Here is an 18,681-nt window from a genome sequence, read left to right on the forward strand (position 1 = left end):
GCCGCCGGGAACCAGCGGCCATTCGAACTAAATGCCCGAAATGCACCTTTCGCTGCCCTGTGCTGCACCCCACACCCGCAGCCGTCCCGAAGCGGGCCGCCGAGCCGGGAGGCGCCCGGCCGCGGCCCGCTCCGCGCGGTCAGCAGATCCGCGGCAGCTGCTCGCCGATCGGCAGGTCGACCACCCGCGTCCCGCCGAGCCCCGTACGGGCCACCACCATGCCGGGGTGCTCGGCCACGGCCTCGCCGATCACCGCCGCCTCGGCGCCCAGGGGGTGCGCGCGCATCGCGTCCAGCACGGCGTCGGCGTGCTCTCTGGGCACGAAGGCCACGAGCTTGCCCTCGTTGGCGACGTACATCGGGTCGAGGCCCAGGATGGCGCAGGCGTTCGCCACCGGCGGCGGGACCGGGATGCTGCGCTCGTGGACGACGACGCCTGTGCCGGACGCGGCCGCGATCTCGTTCAGGGCGGCCGCCAGGCCCCCGCGGGTGGGGTCGCGCAGCACGTGCAGATCGGGGGTGACCGCGAGCATCGTCTCCACCAGGCCGCCGAGGGCCGCGCAGTCGCTCTCGATCTCCACGCCGAACTCCAGGCCCTCGCGCACGCTCATGATCGCGACGCCGTGGACTCCGACGGCGCCGCTGACGATCACGACGTCGCCGGGGACGACGCGCTGCGGCCGCAGGTCGACGCCGGCCGGGACGAGTCCGATGCCCGCGGTGTTGACGTAGATCCCGTCGCCGTGGCCGGCTTCGACGACCTTGGTGTCGCCCGTAGCCACCTCGACTCCCGCGGCGCGCGCCGCGGCCCCCATCGCCTCGGCGACGCGGGCGACGACCGAGACCTCGACGCCCTCCTCCAGGATGAAGCCGCAGGACAGATAGGCGGCCCGGGCGCCGCTCATGGCGAGGTCGTTGACGGTGCCGTTGACCGCGAGGTCGCCGATGCTGCCGCCCGGGAAGAAGAGCGGCCGCACCACGAAGGAGTCGGTGGAGAAGGCCAGTCGCGCGCCGCCCAGCACGAGGGTCGCGGAGTCGCTCAGCTGGGCCAGCGCCTGACCGCCGTAGGCGGGCGCGAAGACGTGCTGGACGAGCTCGGCGGAGAGCGCGCCGCCGCCGCCGTGTCCCATCACGATGCGGGGCTGGTCCCGCAGCGGCGCGGGGCAGGTCCAGCCGGCGACGTCCAGGGGCTGCCGCCCCGCGGCCGGCTGCTCCGTGCCCGGCCTGCGCGCTTGGGTGGTCTCAGACAACGGGGCTCGCCTCCACAGCTGCGCTCATGACGTCCAGTCGGCGGTACAGGTAGTACGCCGCGCAGGCCCCCTCGCTGGAGACCATCGTGGCGCCGAGCGGAGTGCGCGGCGTGCAGATGCCGCCGAACGCCTCGCACTCGTGCGGCTTCAGCAGGCCCTGCAGCACCTCGCCGCTGCGGCACGCGGCGGGCTCCTGGGTGTCGATGCCCGTCACCGAGAACCGGTGCTCGGCGTCGAAGTCCCGGTAGCGCGCGGACAGCCGCCAGCCGCTCTGCGCGATGACGCCGATCCCCCGCCAGGCGCGGTCGGTGACCTCGAAGACGTCCTCCAGCATGGCCTGGGCGGCGGGGTTCCCCTCCGGCCGCACCGCGCGCGGGTAGGCGTTGTCCACGGTGTGCTCGCCGCGCTCCAGCTGCAGCACGGTCCTGCGCACGCCTTCGAGGATGTCCAGGGGCTCGAAGCCGGTCACCACGATCGGGACGCGGAACCGCTCGGCCAGGGCGGGGTACTCCGCCATGCCCATCACGCTGCACACATGCCCGGCGGCGAGGAACGCCTGCACCCGGCAGCTCGGGGACTGCATGATCGCCTCGATCGCCGGGGGCACCCGCACATGCGACACCAGCAGGCTGAAGTTCGGGATGCCGAGCCTGCGCGCCTGATACACCGTCATGGCGTTGGGGGGCGCGGTGGTCTCGAAGCCGATGCCGAAGAACACCACCTGGCGGTCCGGGTTCTGCTGCGCGACCTTCAGCGCGTCGAGCGGCGAGTAGACGACCCGTACGTCGCCTCCCTCGCTGCGGACCTGGAACAGGTCGCGGCCGGTCCCGGGCACGCGGAGCATGTCGCCGAAGGAGCAGAAGATCACCTCCGGCCGGGAGGCGATCTCCAGCGCCTTGTCGATGACCTCCAGCGGGGTCACGCACACCGGGCAGCCCGGTCCGTGGATCAACTCCACCTGTTCCGGAAGGAGTTGGTCGATGCCGTGCCGGATGATGGTGTGCGTCTGGCCGCCGCACACCTCCATCAGCGCCCACGGCCTGGTCACCGTGGAGTGGATCTCGTCGAGCAGCCGACGAGCCAGTTCGGGGTCCTGGAACTCCTCGATGTACTTCACCTCTGTGCCTCCTGCGTCGCTTCGCCGCCGACCGGCGCCGCCTGTCCGCCGACCGGCGCCGCCTGTCCTTCGACCGGCGCCGCCGCTCCCGCGGCCTCCGCCGCCAGCTCCCACGGGTCGCCGAACTCCTCCTGGAGCATCCCGAGCTGGGCGAACAGCTCGAGCGTGTGCCGGGCCGACTCCTCGTCCAGGCGTTGCAGGGCGAACCCCACGTGGACGATGGCGTACTCGCCGACCTGGAGGTCGGGCAGATACTCCAGGCACACCTCCTTGACCACGCCGCCGAAGTCGACGGTGGCCATGCGGGTGCCGTCCCGTTCCTCGATGTCCATCACTCTGCCGGGCACCGCCAGGCACATGGGCTTCTCCTCGCTGTGGGTGGTCCGCTGTCCGGTCCTGCCGGCGCGGCTCGTCAGTTGGCGGCTGTGCGCCGGCCGCTCGCGCGGGCCGCCGCCATGAGCTGGCCGAGCGCGAGTCCCCCGTCGTTGGGAGGCACACGGCGGTGGCGCAGGACGGTGAAGCCGTCCTGGCCCAGGGCCGCGGCGCACGCCGAGGAGAGCAGGGCGTTGGCGAACACCCCGCCGGTCAGGGCGACGGTCTCCAGACCGTGGCGCTCGCGCGCCAGGGCGCAGGTGCGGCGGACCAGAGAGGCGACCGCCAGATGGAAGCGCGCGGCGACCAGCTCGGGCGCGACGCCCGCGCGCACGTCGTCGACGACCGCGGCCAGCACGGGCGCCGGGTCGGCGCGCACCGCGTCCCCGCTGTCCGCCGCCGGGCGCAGCGCGAAGGCGTACTCGGCGCCGTCGGCGTCGGCGACCGCGGGCGCGCCCAGGGCCGCGGCCTCCAGCTCGATGGCCGCCTGGGCTTCGTAGCCGGCGCGGTGGCACACGCCCGCGAGCGAGGAGACGGCGTCGAACAGGCGGCCCATGCTGGAGGTGGGGACGCAGTTGAGGTTCCGCTCCAACTGGCGCTCCAGCACCCGGCGTTCCTCGGTCGGGCAGGCGGTCACGCACGGCAGGTCCGGCGCCCAGGCGAGGCCGGCCGCCCGGAGGTGGGCCAGCGCCATGCGGTAGGGCCGGTGCACCGAGGCGTCGCCGCCCGGCAGCGGAACGTACGCCAGATGGGAGAACCGGGTGAACCCGTCGTAGTCCGCGACCAGGAACTCGCCGCCCCACACGGCCCCGTCGTCGCCGTAGCCGGTGCCGTCGAAGGCGACGCCGATCACGGGCCGGCTGCCGTCCAGGCCGTGCTCGGCCATCGCGGCGGCGATATGCGCATGGTGGTGCTGTACGCGGACGACGGGCCGGCCGGACGCGTGGCGCGTCGCCCACTGTGCCGAGCGGTAGCCGGGGTGCCGGTCGGCCGCCAGCAGCTCGGGGCGGACCGCGGTGATGGACTCCAGCTGCCGCTCGGCGCGCTCGACGGCGCGCTGGGTGGCGAGGTCGCCCATGTCCCCGATGTGCGCGGACAGCCACGCCTTGCGCCCCTCGCCCAGACAGAACGCGTTCTTCAGGTCGCCGCCGACGGCGAGGGCCGGGCGTACGGGGACGGGCAGTTCGAGGGGCAGCGGTGCGTAGCCGCGGGCGCGGCGCACCATGAGGAGCTCCCCGTCGCACACGCGCACCACGGAGTCGTCGCAGGGCACATGGATCGCGCGGTCGTGGCGCAGCCAGGCGTCGGCGAGCGGGGCCAGGGCCTCAAGGGCCTCGGCGTCGTCGGTGACGATCGGCTCGCCGCCCGCGTTCCCGCTCGTCATCACGAGCAGAGGCGGTCCCCCGGCGTCCGCGGGCAGGCCGAGCAGCAGGTGGTGCACGGGCGTGTAGGGGAGCATGACGCCCAGGTCGGGGCTGCGGGGTGCGACCTCGTCCGCCGGGCGGACGGCCCCGGGCGGCCGCGGCCCGCGGCGGCGGCGCAGCAGGACGATGGGCCGTACGGCGCCGGTGAGCAGGCGTCGCTCCTCCGGGCCGAGGTGCACGAGGTGCTCGACGTCGGCGACGCTGCGGGCCATCACGGCGAACGGCTTGTCGTCCCGGTCCTTGCGGCGGCGCAGCAGCGCCACGGCCCGGGCGTTGGACGCGTCGCAGGCGAGGTGGTAGCCGCCGAGCCCTTTCACGGCGACGATCGCGCCGTCCGCGAGCAGCCTGCGCGCCTCGGCGACCGGGTCGTCGACGGGCACGCGGCGCGGCGGCGCACCGGGCTCGGGCGCGGCGACGAGGAGTTCCAGGCGGGGGCCGCAGGCGGGGCAGGCGACCGGCTGTGCGTGAAAGCGGCGGTCGGCGGGGTCGGCGTACTCGCGGGCGCAGTCGGGGCACATCGGGAAGCCGGCCATGGTGGTGTGCGCCCGGTCGTAGGGCAGGCCGGTGACGATGGTGAAGCGCGGGCCGCAGTGGGTGCAGGTGATGAACGGGTGGCGGTGGCGCCGGTCGGCCGGGTCGGCCAGCTCCCGCAGGCAGTCCTCGCAGACGGCCGTGTCCGGCGAGACGAGGGTGCGCGCGGGGCCGTCGGAGCGGGAGGGGACGATACGGAATCCGGCGCCGCCCGCGAGCGGCACCTCCTGGTGGTCGACCGACTCCACCTGGGCCAGCGGCGGGGCCTGTTCGCAGATCCGGTCGCAGAACTGGGCGACGGCGAAGGGGGCGCCCTCGACTTCGGCGACGACGCCCTCGCCGGTGTTGGTGACATGCCCGGACAGCTCCAGTCCGGTGGCGAGGGTGTACACGAACGGCCGGAACCCCACGCCTTGCACCACCCCGCGGACGACGACCCGTCTGCGCTGCGCCGCCTCGGCGGCGGCGGCCGGCTGTGGTCCGCTCACGAGCCGGACTGCGCCAGCGCGCCCGGGGCGGCGGAGGGGGTGTGGTCCTGGGCGTGCGGGTGGGCGTGGGTGTGCGGGTGGGCGTGGGTGTGCTCGTGGCCGTGCGATCCGTCCGCGTGCTCGTGAGAGCCGGGCCCGTGCTCGTGGCTGTGCGCGGCCTCCCCGTGGCGGTGGCCGTGCGGCTCGTGCTCGTGTCCCGGTGCGCGGTGCACCTCGTGGCGGGCCATGACCGGCGCGTGCACCGGCGCCCCGTCCGCCGCCGCGAGCGCCCGGTCGAGCAGCGCGCCCACCGCCTCGCCGCGCCGCGCGGAGGTCAGCAGCACCTCCACCCCCGGGTTGACCTGCTCGACGTGCGCACGGAACGCGGCCTCGTCGAAGTCCACGGCGTCGGCGATGTCGACCTTGGTCACCACCACCAGGTTGGCCAGCCCGAAGGCGGTCGGGTACTTGAGGGGCTTGTCCTCGCCCTCGGTCACCGACGCGAGCACGACCCTCAGACTCTCGCCGAGGTCGTACGACGCGGGGCAGACGAGGTTGCCGACGTTCTCCACGAACAGCAGCCGGGTGCCGGCGGGCAGCCATCCCTCCAGGTGCCGGCCGAGCATCTGGGCCTCCAGATGGCACAGCCCGTCGGTGCAGACCTGCTTGACCGGAACGCCGGAACGGGCAAGGCGTACCGCGTCGTTCTCGGTGGCGAGGTCGGCGGTCAGCGCCGCGACGGGGACGCCGCGCCGGCGCGCCGCCAGCAGCTCGGCCTCCAGCAGGGCGGTCTTCCCGCTGCCCGGGCTGGACAGGAGGTTGACGACCGAGGTGCCGCGGGCCGCGAGCTCGGCGCGCAGGGTGTGCGCGGTCGTGTCGTTCTTGGCGAGTACCGCCTGTTGCAGGTCGACCTCTCGGCACATGGTCAGCGCTCCTCGAAGACGGGTTCATGGGTGCGTTCGCGATCCGCGGCGTCCTCCCACCGCACGCTGAGGATCTGCAGCTCACGGCCCGAGAGCAGCTCGTCGGCGGCCTGGCCGCACACCGGGCAGGACAGCTGCGGCGGCATGCCGACCGCCCACTCGTCCGAACAGCGGGCGCAGCGCGCGCGGCCGGGCACGGTCTCGGCGACCAGCTCGGCGCCCTCGAGGACCGTTCCGGCGCAGGCCAGTTCGAAGCAGAAGGACAGCGCGTCGGGGACGACTCCGGCCAGCTCGCCCACCTGGAGCCGTACGGACGTGACCGAGGTGACGCCGCCGGCTCGCCGGGCCGCGTCCTCCACCTGGCCGACGACGGCCAGTGCGATGGACATCTCGTGCATCGGTCTCCGTCCTGGCACAGGGTCGGCGCCGTCCAGGCCATGGGCCGGTGGACGACGCGCGCGGCCCGCTCCGAGGGCTGACGGCGCGGTCGGTCCGGGTCGGCTCCATTACACGGCTGGGCGGCGGCGATCTGGTTCTGGCTCGCCGACGCCCAGGCGCGGGTACGCCGTTCGGTGCAGCCTCGGCCGACGGCCGAGGCGCCCGCCCGTCGCCTCACATCTTGCGGATGCGCAGATAGCGCTTGAGGTCGGGCAGGATCTGGGCGAGGATCGCCGCGAGCGCGGTGGCGGCGGCCGCGCCGCCGATGATGGACTTCTTCATGGTCTTCTCCTCACGTGCCGGCGGAGCCCGCCGCGGCCTGCGGCGCGGGCGATGGACTGTCGGCGTCCCGCAGCAGGTCCGCGATCAGCCGCACGGCCTGGGGCACCGCGGCCGACACCTGCGGGCTGAGGCCGATTCCCTCCTCGACGTCGGCGGGTTCGCATCCCACCACGACCGTGCGCCGCGGCGGGGTCCCGCCGGTGCCGGCGCACAGGGTGTGCAGCAAGGCGAGGACCGAGTCGGGGGTCATCCGGTGGCCGTCGAGAGGGGGGTGCCCGCTCTCGGGTCCTTCGAGGCCGTCCGGCTCGATCACATACAGCGTTCCGGGCGCGCCGCCGCGTGCGGTGGCGTCGACCAGGACGAGGGTGTCGTAGCCGTCGAGCAGTTGGTAGGCGAGGTGGACGCCCCGCACGCCGATGTCGACTGCCTCGACGTGCTCGGGCAGCGGCTGGGCGGTCAGCGCGCGGACCGTCTCGACGCCGAAGCCGTCGTCGCCGAGGAAGATGTTGCCGACTCCGGCGACCAGAGTGCGGGGAGCGCCCCGCGCGGGAGTGTTCACGCGTCCTCCAGATGAGCGACCTCGTCGGGCTGGAAGTACAGGAACCGGCCCTGCTCGCGCCGGATGTCGGCGCCGGGGTCGCCGTCGACGGTGACGGCGAGGTGCACTCCCCCGTCCACGTCGTGCAGCACCGCCTCGACCTGTGCGCTGCGCCCGTGCAGGAACAGGTCCTGGGCGTCGGTGCGCCGCCGGCCGGGCCGCAGCAGCACCCGGCTGCCGGCGCTCACCGGGCGGCCGTCGACCAGGACGTGGTCGCGGGCCGGGTCGACGCTGCTGTCGGCGCCCGGGTCCCACCACGGGGTCTTCGGGAGTACGACGCCGTGCTCGTCGGGCGCCGCGGTCCCGGTGACCTCGCGCAGGCCGCGCACCGCGCCGTGGAGGCGCTCCAGCACCTCGGGGGGCATGGAGTCGGCCAGGTCGATGACGGCCGCGGCCCGATCGTCGGTGCCGCGCGCCTCGCGCTTCTCCTCGTCGGTGAGGGCGGCGGTGCGCAGCGCGAGGATCTCGTCGATCTCCAGGGCGTCGTACAGCACGCCGGGGCTCTCCGGCGCGATGGCCGGGTGGTCCTCGAGGATGATCGGGGACGACAGGACCAGGTCCGCGCGCCCGGGCTCGCCCGCGAGGACGGGCCAGGTGTGCAGGTTCCGGCAGGACGCGACGGCGCCGCGCGCCCACTGGGGCGGGTCCGTCATCGACAGGAACGCTCCGGCGTCGAGGCACATCAGCAGATGGCTGGCGACCAGGCAGTACGGCAGGGCCGCGTCGCGGTCGGCGGCCGACTGCGGCTGCCAGTCGCTGGTGTTCTCCACGACGGCGGTGAGCCGCATCGCCCGGTAGGGGCCGTCGAGTTCGGCGGCGGAGATCCGCACAGTGCCGCTGATCTCGGCGCGGCGGCGGACGAGCCGCCCCACCATCTGGCCGTCGGCGTCGAGCACCGGCTCGCTCTCCTCGGCCGCCGGCCGGGTGAAGGGGAAGACCGCCTCGCCCCCCGCCAGCTCGGCCACGGGGACGGCCACTTCGACGCGCTCCTCGACGCCCTCGTCCCAGGGGACCAGGACCCGGTCGGGGAGGTGGAGCTCGCTCACGGTCTCGAAGCCGCCGTCGGGGCGCACCTGTTGGACGATGCGCCGCTGGGCGCGCAGGAAGCGCGCCTCGGCCGACAGGGTCGCCCCCTGCTTCGGCTCCATCAGGCACTCGGTGTGCTGGAAGTCGTGCTCCTCGTGGGCGGCGCTCCAGGCGGGCGGCACGAGGACGCCGAACTGCCAGCGCAGCCGGTTCTTGGCGGCCGAGGCCCGGTACGGGTAGAGCACATAGCCCTCGAACAGGACGGCGTCGGCGACCTGCCGGGCGGTGGCGAGCCGGGCCTCGGCGGCCGGGCTGAACGCTGCGGCGGTCATGGCGCCGTCCCCTCGGCGCACGGCACGGTCGCGGACTCGGCCTCCAGCAGGGCCGCGACGGTCGCCTCCCACGAGGGGAGCGCCCGCCGCGAGCGGAACGCGAGGAGGGCGTCCAGCGCCTCGCGGTCGAGCCTGATCCAGCCGCAGCCGGGGAAGTGCTGCTCGATCGCCTCCCGCCAGGCGGCCACCGGCATCCGGAAGGCAGCCTCTCTGTCCCAGGGCACCGGTTCGACGTGGAAGCCGCCCGCCCCGGTGAAGGCGGTGCCGGAGAAGAGCATCAGCAGCGGGACCTCGCCGTCGACGAGCGCGCTGAGGTAGCGGGTTCCGGCGACCTCCATGTCGTAGGTGCACGGCACGACGACGTCGGTCTCCGTCTCGCCCGTGAAGCTCGGGACCATGACGGAGACCTGGGTGAACTGGAGCGGGTTGAGCGTGCTGCCCCAGCGGGAGCGCTCGCCGAACAGGTCCGAGAGCCCCTCGGCCTCCGACGGTCCGTAGCCGCGCCGGGCGGGCTCGATACGGATCTGGCAGCGCAGGGCGAGGGCGTGCACCTGGGCGTCGTCGGAGGCGGTGATGCGCAGCCGGAACACCAGGGTCGGGCCGGCGGCGAACCGGTCGGCGCGCACCGAGACGCAGCTGAAGGCGAACTCGGTCACGGCCGGCTCCCTTCCGGCGTCCGGACCCGGCGTCCGACCTCCTCGAAGAACGCCTCGAGGTCGGCGCGCGCCTCGGCGCCGCCGTCGAAGCCCTGCCACAGCAGCCGCATGCGTCCCACCAGTTCGTAGCAGACGTCGATCGGGACGAGGTAGCACTCGGCGAGCCCGTCCACGCGGCGCACGAGCAGGGCCTCCACGTCGGGTTCGAGGAGCGCGGCCAGCCGGCTGTCGCCGAGCACGGACTGCCAGGTCGACGGCTCCAGTTCGCTCTCGGTCGCGCCGGCCGGGCTCGGGTAGAGCGCGACCAGCCGGTCGAGCGCCGCGTTGCGGAAGAAGAACGCGACGCTGACCGGGATCTGGAGCAGCTCCCACGCGCCCTCGGCGAGCCGGCGACCCGGTTCGGCGAGCCAGCGGTCGGGGACGGCGCGGAAGCGTCCGAGCACCGCGCCGGGGCGCGAGAGCACCTGGGCGCAGGGCGTGCAGGCGCAGGCGAGCGCTCGTTTCTCGGTGTCGACCAGGTGCCGGTGCCCGGCGTCGGGCACGGGCACGCCGCACAGTTCGCACCGCTCCTGGCGGGGCGGCCGGGGCTGGGCGAACCGCCGCAGCCCGCGCGGCTGTCGCACGGCCTGGGCCCTTCCCGGTCCGGCGGGCGGCGCGCTCACCGCGCCGCGACCGAGGACGGGGCGGCCTCACAGGCGTGCGGGGATCTCCCGATCTGGAGCAGGGCGGGCTCGGGTGCGGCGCCGGCCGCCTCCAGCAGCACCTCGGACACCTCGGGCGCGAAGCCGGCCACGGCGTCCGCGGCGGCCTGGCGGGTCGCCTCCTGGGTGCTGGGGCAGCCGCAGCCGGACGTCTTCGCCGTCCGCAGCCGCAGCGCGCCGGTGGCGTCGTCGAAGCCCGCCGCCTCGACGCCCAGGCCCCGGACGCTGTCCAGGGCGCGGGCGACGCGGGTGTCGAGGTCCTCGGGGTGCAGGTCGTGCAGGACCAGCAGGCTCGCCACCAGCCGGTCGCCGAGCAGCGCGGCGAGCGGGTCGCCGTCGCCGGCCGCGCCCTGGCCCTGGCCCGGTCGGGCGGCGGCGCGCAGCAGCTCGACGGTCCGGGCGAGTCCCGCGCCGTAGAAGTCCATCAGGACCCGCACGAGCTCCTCGGCGGCGGCGCGGGCCTGCTCGTCGCCGGCGGCGGCCAGCTGGTCGAGGATCTCCTCGACGCGCCGGCCCGCCTGCTCCGCTGTCGTCGCGGTCATCCGGCCAGGCCGCTCAGACCGGTGGGCACGTGCATCTTCTGCACGGTCTTGCCTCCGCCGACGTACATATGGACGCCGCACGGCAGACAGGGGTCGAAGCTGCGCACGGCGCGCATGATGTCGATGCCCTTGAAGTTCTCCGGGGGGTTCTCCTCGAAGATCGGCGTGTTCTGCACGGCGTCCTCGTAGGGTCCCGGCGTTCCGTACGTGTCGCGGACGCTGGCGTTCCAGGGGGTCGGCGGGTACGGGTGGTAGTTGGCGATCTTGCCGTCCCTGATGACCATGTGGTGCGAGAGGACGCCGCGCACGGCCTCGGTGAAGCCGACGCCGATGCTCTCGTCCGGGACCTCGAACTTCTCCCAGGTCTGGGTGCGTCCGGCGCGCACCTCCTCCAGGCCCTTCTCCGCGAAGTGCAGGGCGAGGGCGGCGGTGTACGCCTGGAAGTAGGTGCGGGCGCGGTTGCGCTCCAGGGCGTTGCTCCAGCGCGGGATCTTCCACTCGAAGGTGGTCTCGGGCTTGGTCATCGTGCGGGGCAGGTTGATGACGACGCTGCTGCCGGTCGCCTTGACGTATCCGACGTCGACGAGCCCGGACAGCGCGGTGGACCACAACCGGGCGATGGGGCCGCCGCCGGTGTCCAGCGCGAGGTGGTCCTTGCCGTCGAACCAGCGCGGGGACATCACCCAGCTGTAGTTGCCGGCGAAGTCCCGCTTCTGGGGCGCGGGGATGGTGTGCTGGTTCCAGGGGTGGCGCGGGTCGACCGGGTTGCCGAGCGGGTCGTGGGTGACGAACTGCTCCTGCCCCTCCCAGTCCTCGTAGTACGAGCTGCCGAGCAGGATCCGGATGCCGAGGTTGATCTCGGTGAGGTCGTTGGTGACCAGCTTGCCGTCCACGACGATGCCGGGGGTGACGAACATCTTCCGTCCCCAGTCGGTCATGTTGGCGTAGGTGAAGTCGCAGTGGTCGGGGTCGTTGAGCGCTCCCCAGCAGCCGAGCAGCACCCGTCGCCGGCCGACCTCCTCGTACCCGGGCAGGGCTTCGTAGAAGAAGTCGAACAGGTCGTCGTGGAGGGGGACCACGCGCTTCATGAACTCCACGTAGCGCATCAGGCGGCTGAGGTAGTCCGTGAAGAGCTGGACGGAGGCGACCGTGCCGACGCCGCCCGGGTAGAGCGTGGAGGGGTGCACATGGCGGCCCTCCATCAGGCAGAACATCTCCCGGGTGTAGCGGCTCACCTGGAGCGCCTCGCGGTAGAACTCGCCCTCGATGGGGTTGAGGGAGCGCATGATGTCGGCGATGGTGCGGTAGCCGTGCTCGGCGGCGTGCGGGGACTCGGTGCGCTCGGCCAGCTCCAGCACGCCGGGGTTGGTCTCGCGGACCATCTTCTCGCAGTAGTCGACCCCGACCAGGTTCTCCTGGAAGATGTTGTGGTCGAACATGTACTCCGCGGCCTCGCCGAGGTTGATGACCCATTCGCCGAGGTGGGGCGGCTTCACTCCGTACGCCATGTTCTGCGCGTACACCGAGCAGGTGGCGTGGTTGTCGCCGCAGATGCCGCAGATCCGGCTGGTGATGAAGTGCGCGTCCCGGGGGTCCTTGCCCCGCATGAAGACGCTGTAGCCACGGAAGACCGACGAGGTGCTGTAGCACTCGGCGACCCGCTTCTGCTTGAAGTCGATCTTCGTGTGGATCCCGAGGCTGCCCACGATCCGGGTGATCGGATCCCAGGACATCTCCACCAGGCCGGAGCCGTCGGGTGCTTTCGTCTTCGGTGCCATCGTGTGTGCGGTGCCCTTCTTCACGTCGTGCAGCGGGTCGAGCAGGAGAGGGGGTCGGTGTCCTGAGGGGCCTGCGGGGTCTGAGGGACCTAAGAGGCCTGAGGGGCCTGAGGGGTCCTCACCACGGCGGGCGGTAGCCGGTGGTGATCTTCTCGCCCGGGTGGCGCCACTTGGGCTCCTGGTCCACGGTCTTGGCGGTGATGGAGCGCAGTCTGCGGATCACGGCGCCGTACGCGCCGCTCGCGGTGCTGGAGAGCTTGCCGCCGGGGGGCTCGTCCATGAACGGCATGAACTTGTCCGGGAAGCCGGGCATGGTGCAGGCGATGCAGATGCCGCCGACGTTCGGACAGCCGCCGATGCCGTTCATCCAGCCGCGCTTGGGCACGTTGCACTTGACCACCGGCCCCCAGCAGCCGAGCTTGACCAGGCACTTGGGAGAGTCGTACGTCTCGGCGAACTGGCCCTGCTCGTAGTAGCCGGCGCGGTCGCAGCCCTCGTGGACGGTGGCGCCGAAGAGCCAGGTCGGGCGCAGCTTGTCGTCCAGCGGGATCATCGGGGCGGCGCCGGCGGCCTGGTAGAGCAGGTAGGTCAGCGTCTCCGAGAAGTTGTCGGGCTGGATGGGGCAGCCGGGGACGCAGACGATGGGGATGCCGGCCTTGGACTTCCAGTCCCACCCGAGGTAGTCCGGCAGGCCCATCGCGCCGGTCGGGTTGCCCTGCATGGCGTGGATGCCGCCGTAGGTGGCGCAGGTGCCGATGGCGACGACGGCCAGGGCGTTCGGCGCGAGCCGGTCGATCCACTCGCTGGTGGTGATCGGCTGCCCGGTCTCGGGGTCGTCGCCGAAGCCGCACCAGTACCCCTCCTGCTTGATCGACTCGTTCGGGATGGATCCCTCGACGACCAGGACGAACGGGTCGATCTCGCCGCGCTCGCCCTTGAAGAACCATTCGATGAACGTGTCGGCGCCCCCGACGGGACCGCATTCGAAGTCGATGAGCGGCCAGTGGACGGCGATCTTGGGCAGGCCGGGCAGCACGCCCTGCACGATCTCCTCGATGCTCGGCTGCATCGCGGCCGTCAGGGCGACCGAGTCGCCGTCGCAGCTCAGGCCCGCGTTGATCCAGAGGATATGGATCGGAGGTGTGTCTTCGCCTTGCGCGCGGGGGCTGTCCGCGGTCTGCGTCGCTGCACCCATGGGGATGCCTCCTAGGGGGCACTACGGAATCGGTGCCACTAAAGGGATCAATGGCAGGAAAGCTGGATTTCTGACACTCAGCTCTCTTGGTAACAGGCCCCCGGTCCCGGTGGGAGGTCGGACAGGGCCAATGGGGTGACGTCGCGGCCGGGCTGGTCCGGGCTCGCCGCCGAGCGGGCGGGGACGGCCGCGGCGATGTGCGGCGGGGTGCGCGCCGGGCGCTCCTTGCGCACGAAGGCGCGGCGCAGCGCGTGGTAGGGCGCGGCCGGGTCGGAGAAGGTCGCGCGCATCCGGGCGAGCTCCTCCTCGCGGTAGGCGGCCAGCGGCTTGAGGGCCTCGTCCCGGTCGCGCTCCGCCTTCTTCGCGACCGTCCGCGCCTGGGCGGCGGGCGAGGAGGCGAGGTGGGCGGCGAGGCGGGCGACCTCGGCGGGGAAGTCCTGCGGGGCGCAGGCGACGGTCCGGTCGACGAGCCCGAGCCGTTCGGCGGCGGCCGCGCTGAGCGGCAGCGCTTGGTCCGTCAGCCGCTGCGCTGCGGCGGGGCCGACGCGGCGGGGCAGGGTGTACGTCCAGTACTCGGAGCCGTACAGCCCCATCAGTCGGTAGTGCGGGTTGAGCACGGCGCCCGATCGGCACCACACCTCGTCGGCGGCGAGCGCCAGCATGAGGCCGCCGGCGGCCGCGTTGCCGCCGACGGCGGCGACCACCATGCGGTCGGTCGTCGTCAGCACGGCCTCCACGAGGTCGTCGACGGCGTTGATGTTGGCCCAGGACTCCGCGCCGGGGTCGGCGGCGGCCTCGATGACGTTGAGGTGGATGCCGTTGGAGAAGAAGTCCCGTCCGCCGCCCAGGACGAGCACCGAGGTGGGGCGGGAGCACGCCAGCCGGTAGGCGCTCAGCAGCCGTCGGCACTGCGCCGTGCTCATCGCTCCGCCCGGGAAGGCGAACGAGAGGAAGCCGGCCTGGCCCTCCTCGCGGTAGCGGATGTCGGACCAGGTGCGGCGCTCGGGGTGCGCGAGCAGCGGTGCGGGGTGCTCGCGCAGCGCGGGCAGCAGGTCGCCGAGGGCCAGCACGGCGGGCAGCTTGAACGCGGCGGGTCCGCCGGGCGTGCGCCGGGGCCTCAGCTCCGGGATCCACACGGCCCCGTCGACGGTCGCCCGGCAGACGGCCCCGGCCCGGGTGCCCAGCAGCTCGCCCGGACGGCCGCGCAGGGTGTCCTCCGCGTGTCCCCCGTGCAGGTACCACTCCTGGCCGAGCAGTTCGTCCAGCACGCCCGGCTGGGAGTCGGCCGCGCGCAGCTTGCGCACGACCGTCTCGGTGGGGTCGCTGTCCCAGCGGATGCGGCGCAGTTCCTGGCGGAGGTAGGGCCGGCAGCGGGCGCCGTCCTCGGCGTCGAGTCCCGTCTGGGGCTGGGGGGTGTACGCGCCGGACTCGAAGCGCTCGACGGCCAGCAGCACGGCGGCGCTCGCCGCGTCGGACACCTCGTTGCGGTAGAGGTCGCTCTTGGACACCGGCGGCACGGCGCACTCGACGCTCGCCCATACGTCGCCCGCGTCCATCTCCGCCTGGGCCTGGAGCACGGTCACGCCCCAGCGGGCGGCGTCCTCCTGGACGGCCCAGTCGAGCGACGAGGGCCCGCGGTCGCCGACGGGCCCCGGGTGGACGATGAGGCAGGTGTGCGCGGACCACACGTCCTCGGGGACGGCCGTCTTGAGCATCGGCGCGACGACGAGGCGCGGCTCGTGGCGGCGGACGGCGGCGCGCAGGGCCGCGTCGTCGAGCGCGAGCTCCACGGCGACGACATGGCCGCGGTCCCTCAACTCGGCGTGGACGCGCTGGGTGAGGCTGTTGAACGCACTCGCGACGAGCAGGATGTGCACGACGACCTCCCAGAGCCCGGCGGTTCACGACCGGGACGGGAGCCGGCCGCCTGTGATGGTCGACCGCTTCGCCGGGCCCGGCGCCGACGCCGAGCCGCCGTGTCACCCGAAAGCGACCATCGCGGCGTCCACCCGGCGGCGGCCGGGCCTGCGGGGGCGGGCGCCGCGCCCGGCGACAGCGCTCAGGGCGGGCCGGCCGCCGGGGCGATCAAGCCGCATTGCCCCTTACAGAGTGGCTCAAACCCGTCTGTGACGTAGATCATTTGCAGCTTTCCACCGAAACTCCGCCATGGTCACAGCATTTGTGGGATTGTCAGGCCGATTGTTACTCGCTGGTTTTCGCGAGTCTCTCCTTCTGTGTACCCCCCACTTCACATGCTCGAGGTCTTCCACGTGCCCAAAGTGCCCGCCAAGCACGCCCTGTTGGCTGCTCTGGCGACCGTTTCCCTGCTGCTTACCGGATGCTCGTCCGAGTCGTCTCCCTCGTCGTCCGCGGCCGCCGCCGCCGACGCGCCGGAGCCCAGCAGCAGCGCCGCTCCCTCTCCCTCCGCCTCCCGGCAGCTTCCCGTGGCCGAGGCGCCCCACGGAGGGTCGACCGCCGTCGCCCGCGTAAAAGAGAACGGGAAGGCGGAGAAGTCCCCGCTCAAGGTGGCCTCCTATGACCGGAGCAGCCGACGAGCCGTCATATCCGGGGCGGGGAAGCCCGCCTCCTCCGCGAGCGCCCCCGCCGCCTCCGCGTCCGCCCCAGCCGCCTCCGCGAGCGCCCCCGCCGACGCCGCCCCCGCGGTCGGCGACGTCATCGCCAGCGGGCCCGCGCCCGGGGCGCCCGACGGACTGCTCGCCAAGGTCACCGACGTGGCCAAGCAGACCCCCAAGGGCACCGAGGTCAAGACCGAGCCCACGACGCTCGGCGCGCTCCTCGGCGACGACAAGGCCGAGGGGACGGTGCCGGTCGACCCGGCGACCGTCGACGTCGAGCCGCTCGTCAAGGGCGTCAAGGTCTCCTGGGCGAAGAACGGGAACATCCGCGTCGGCCCGCAGGGCGGCAAGGTGCCCCTCGGCAGCCTCCGCCTCGACGTCGGCGCGGACCTTCCGCTCCCCGTCGCCGAGGGATCGCCCGTCTCGGGCGGCGCGTCGGTGGCGGGCTATGTGCAGCTCGCGCCGCAGGTCGAGTTCTCGTACGACGGCTCGTCCATGCTGCGGCCCGACTCCGCCTTCCTCGGCCTCAGCGGCGACTGGGCCTCGCAGTGGGAGCTGAAGGGCAACGCGACCGCCTCGGCCAAGCCGGTGCGGATCCCCTTCGCCAAGCTCCACGCCGACCCGGTGATCCAGGTCGGACCGGTGCCGGTCGTCGTCAACCTCGACCTGACCGCCTATATCGAGGTCACCGCGGAAGGCCGCATCAGCGTCGAGGTCAAGCAGGACGTCAAGGGCGCCTTCCGGCTCGGCGGCAGCTACACCAAGGCGGGCGGCTGGAAGGCCGTCAGCACCTCGGACATCACCGGCACTCCGGTGCAGGCGAAGATGACCGCGGCCGGCGAGGTGAAGGCCACGCTCGGCACGGAGGCCTCCGTCGGCCTGTACGGCGCGGTCGGCGTCACCGCGAACCTCGCCCCCTACATACGCGGCGAGGCCCAGGCGACCGCCACGCCCGAGTCGCTCGTCGGCTCCTGGAAGGTCGCCGGCGGAGTCGACCTGACCGGATGGCTCCAGCTCCAGCTGTCCGTCTTCGGCACGCCGATCTTCGAGCACCGCATCCCGCTGGGGGCGCTGCACCGGGAGTGGACGCTCGCCCAGGGCGAGGGCGGGGTCGGCCGGGACACGCCGTGACCGTCGAACGACAGCGGCGCGTCGCCCCCTGACGCACGCCCAGCAGTACGGGAGAGCCCCCGCCGGACGTCCGGCGGGGGCTCTCCCCGTCCGTTGAGCCGCGCGGACCGCGCCGCGAGGCGGTATCCGCCGCCGTGTATCTACGATGGCCCTGTGCCTCGTGATCATGAGGAGGGCGGCGGACCGAGCCTGACGGCCCGGCGGCGTCCCCGGGCAGCGCGTTCCTGGCTCTGGTGGCTGCCTCTCGCGGTGATGGCGGTCGACGTGAGCGTGGAGGCCGTCGTGCACAGCCGCGAGCCGGTGAGCTTCATGCTCACCGGAGTCCCGCCGCTGGCCGCGGCCACCCGCGGCCCGCGGGCCACCGCCGGGTTCACCGCGGTGTGCATCGCCCTCGAGATGGGCATGGCGGCGCGGCGGGCGGGGCACTTCGCGGAGCAGCACCATGTGGCCCTGTACTGCGCCACTCTCGTCGTCGGCGCCGCCAGCGTCGCCCTGTCCGCGCAGCGCGTCAGGGCGCAGGCCAGCCTCATCCACGCCCGCACCGTCGCCGAGGCCATGCAGTTCGCCCTGCTGCGCCCGGTCCCCCGCACACTGGGCCCGCTGTCGATCGCAGGACACTACGCGGCGGGCGAGGGCGGAACGCTCGTCGGCGGCGATCTGTACGAGATCTGCGAGACGCCCTTCGGCGTACGGGCGATCATCGGCGATGTGCGCGGCAAGGGACTCGACGCCGTGCAGACGGTCTCCGCGGTCCTCGGCAGCTTCCGGGTGTCCGCCCACGAGTGGCAGGACCTGAGCCAGCTGGCCGAACGCCTCGAGCTCAGCATCGCCCGCAACAGCCCGGCCGCCCCGACGGCGGACGGCGAGCTCTTCTGCACCGCCCTGCTCCTGGAGTTCCCGCCCGGCGCGGGCGAGGTGAGGATCGTCGACCGCGGGCATCCGCCGCCGGTCCTCATCGGCGGGTCGGGCGCCCGCTGGCTGCCCACCGCTCCCTCGCTGCCCCTGGGTCTGGGCGAGCTGTCCCCCAAGCGCGCCGAGATCACCGTGCATCCGCTGCGGCCCGGCGAGCTCGTCGTCACGTACACGGACGGCGTGAGCGAGGCGCGCAACGAGAGCGGCGAGTTCTACCCCGTGCTCGACCGGGTGTCGGAGCGCTTCGGCGGCCGTCTCCTGCCCGACCCCGCGGCGGTCGTCTCCTTCGTGCGGGCCGACGCCGAGCGCTGGTCGGCGGGCGCGGACACCGACGACCAGGCGATGCTGGCCATCAGGACGTCGGCGGCCGACGAGCGCCGACGGGGTTCACCCCGCTGACCGGCGGCGCCAGGACCGAGACGGCCGGACCT

At 73.5% G+C, this 18,681-nt stretch carries 16 protein-coding genes; 2 read left to right on the forward strand and 14 right to left on the reverse strand.

What is annotated here, in order from left to right; all coding sequences use genetic code 11:
- Positions 1-139: 139 nt before the first annotated feature.
- From hypE to AB0M39_RS20025, 14 genes are all read right to left on the reverse strand, one after another.
- Complete coding sequence (gene hypE / locus AB0M39_RS19960) at positions 140-1,186, reverse strand: hydrogenase expression/formation protein HypE (RefSeq protein WP_365366116.1); 1,047 nt, start codon at positions 1,184-1,186, stop codon at positions 140-142.
- 55 nt (positions 1,187-1,241) lie between these two features.
- Entirely contained in the window at positions 1,242-2,366 is a 1,125-nt protein-coding gene (hypD, locus tag AB0M39_RS19965) for a hydrogenase formation protein HypD (protein ID WP_365366080.1), read from the reverse strand.
- Positions 2,363-2,725 (reverse strand): HypC/HybG/HupF family hydrogenase formation chaperone, encoded by a 363-nt coding sequence (locus AB0M39_RS19970; RefSeq protein WP_365366082.1) that lies wholly within the window; start codon positions 2,723-2,725, stop codon positions 2,363-2,365. Before AB0M39_RS19970 ends, hypD begins: the two co-directional genes overlap by 4 nt.
- A gap of 53 nt (positions 2,726-2,778) precedes the next feature.
- A complete protein-coding gene (gene hypF / locus AB0M39_RS19975; RefSeq protein WP_365366084.1) occupies positions 2,779-5,181 on the reverse strand; it encodes a carbamoyltransferase HypF in 2,403 nt (800 codons plus the stop codon).
- Positions 5,178-6,083, reverse strand: a complete 906-nt coding sequence (gene hypB, locus AB0M39_RS19980; RefSeq protein WP_365366086.1) for a hydrogenase nickel incorporation protein HypB — start codon at positions 6,081-6,083, stop codon at positions 5,178-5,180. Before hypB ends, hypF begins: the two co-directional genes overlap by 4 nt.
- Positions 6,084-6,085: 2 nt before the next feature.
- Complete coding sequence (hypA, locus tag AB0M39_RS19985) at positions 6,086-6,481, reverse strand: hydrogenase maturation nickel metallochaperone HypA (RefSeq protein WP_365366088.1); 396 nt, start codon at positions 6,479-6,481, stop codon at positions 6,086-6,088.
- A 332-nt stretch (positions 6,482-6,813) separates the two neighbouring features.
- Positions 6,814-7,362: a hydrogenase maturation protease gene (locus AB0M39_RS19990; RefSeq protein ID WP_365366090.1), complete on the reverse strand. Its 549-nt coding sequence runs from the start codon at positions 7,360-7,362 to the stop codon at positions 6,814-6,816.
- Positions 7,359-8,759: a hypothetical protein gene (locus AB0M39_RS19995; protein WP_365366092.1), complete on the reverse strand. Its 1,401-nt coding sequence runs from the start codon at positions 8,757-8,759 to the stop codon at positions 7,359-7,361. Before AB0M39_RS19995 ends, AB0M39_RS19990 begins: the two co-directional genes overlap by 4 nt.
- Positions 8,756-9,415, reverse strand: coding sequence for a DUF6084 family protein (locus AB0M39_RS20000; RefSeq protein WP_365366094.1), 660 nt, complete (start codon positions 9,413-9,415; stop codon positions 8,756-8,758). The genes AB0M39_RS19995 and AB0M39_RS20000 overlap by 4 nt, the downstream gene beginning before the upstream one ends.
- The gene (locus AB0M39_RS20005; protein WP_365366096.1) at positions 9,412-10,038 is read right to left on the reverse strand and encodes a DUF5947 family protein; all 627 of its coding nucleotides are present in this window, start codon (positions 10,036-10,038) and stop codon (positions 9,412-9,414) included. Before AB0M39_RS20005 ends, AB0M39_RS20000 begins: the two co-directional genes overlap by 4 nt.
- A gap of 35 nt (positions 10,039-10,073) precedes the next feature.
- Positions 10,074-10,658: a hypothetical protein gene (locus tag AB0M39_RS20010; RefSeq protein WP_365366098.1), complete on the reverse strand. Its 585-nt coding sequence runs from the start codon at positions 10,656-10,658 to the stop codon at positions 10,074-10,076.
- A complete protein-coding gene (locus tag AB0M39_RS20015) occupies positions 10,655-12,436 on the reverse strand; it encodes a nickel-dependent hydrogenase large subunit (RefSeq protein WP_365366100.1) in 1,782 nt (593 codons plus the stop codon). The genes AB0M39_RS20010 and AB0M39_RS20015 overlap by 4 nt, the downstream gene beginning before the upstream one ends.
- A 118-nt stretch (positions 12,437-12,554) precedes the next feature.
- Positions 12,555-13,631, reverse strand: coding sequence for a hydrogenase expression protein HypE (locus AB0M39_RS20020; protein WP_365366102.1), 1,077 nt, complete (start codon positions 13,629-13,631; stop codon positions 12,555-12,557).
- Positions 13,632-13,708: 77 nt separating this feature from the next.
- Positions 13,709-15,508 (reverse strand): enoyl-CoA hydratase-related protein, encoded by a 1,800-nt coding sequence (locus AB0M39_RS20025; protein ID WP_365366104.1) that lies wholly within the window; start codon positions 15,506-15,508, stop codon positions 13,709-13,711.
- Positions 15,509-15,883: 375 nt separating this feature from the next.
- Between AB0M39_RS20025 and AB0M39_RS20030 the strand changes: the two genes are divergently transcribed.
- Positions 15,884-17,338, forward strand: a complete 1,455-nt coding sequence (locus tag AB0M39_RS20030) for a hypothetical protein (protein ID WP_365366106.1) — start codon at positions 15,884-15,886, stop codon at positions 17,336-17,338.
- A 153-nt stretch (positions 17,339-17,491) separates the two neighbouring features.
- On the forward strand, positions 17,492-18,649 hold the full coding sequence (locus AB0M39_RS20035; RefSeq protein WP_365366108.1) for a PP2C family protein-serine/threonine phosphatase: 1,158 nt from the start codon (positions 17,492-17,494) through the stop codon (positions 18,647-18,649).
- Positions 18,650-18,681 lie beyond the last annotated feature (32 nt).

Source organism: Streptomyces sp. NPDC051907 (assembly GCF_040681075.1).
Classification (GTDB): Bacteria; Actinomycetota; Actinomycetes; order Streptomycetales; family Streptomycetaceae; genus Streptomyces.

Excerpts from the sequence above, each read along its gene's own strand:
- AB0M39_RS19970 (WP_365366082.1), bottom strand. The coding sequence starts at position 2,725 with ATGTGCCTGGCGGTGCCCGGCAGAGTGATGGACATCGAGGAACGGGAC.
- AB0M39_RS20010 (WP_365366098.1), bottom strand. The coding sequence starts at position 10,658 with ATGACCGCGACGACAGCGGAGCAGGCGGGCCGGCGCGTCGAGGAGATC.
- AB0M39_RS19995 (WP_365366092.1), bottom strand. The coding sequence starts at position 8,759 with ATGACCGCCGCAGCGTTCAGCCCGGCCGCCGAGGCCCGGCTCGCCACC.
- AB0M39_RS20030 (WP_365366106.1), top strand. The coding sequence starts at position 15,884 with ATGCTCGAGGTCTTCCACGTGCCCAAAGTGCCCGCCAAGCACGCCCTG.
- AB0M39_RS20015 (WP_365366100.1), bottom strand. The coding sequence starts at position 12,436 with ATGGCACCGAAGACGAAAGCACCCGACGGCTCCGGCCTGGTGGAGATG.
- AB0M39_RS20020 (WP_365366102.1), bottom strand. The coding sequence starts at position 13,631 with ATGGGTGCAGCGACGCAGACCGCGGACAGCCCCCGCGCGCAAGGCGAA.
- hypB (WP_365366086.1), bottom strand. The coding sequence starts at position 6,083 with ATGTGCCGAGAGGTCGACCTGCAACAGGCGGTACTCGCCAAGAACGAC.
- hypA (WP_365366088.1), bottom strand. The coding sequence starts at position 6,481 with ATGCACGAGATGTCCATCGCACTGGCCGTCGTCGGCCAGGTGGAGGAC.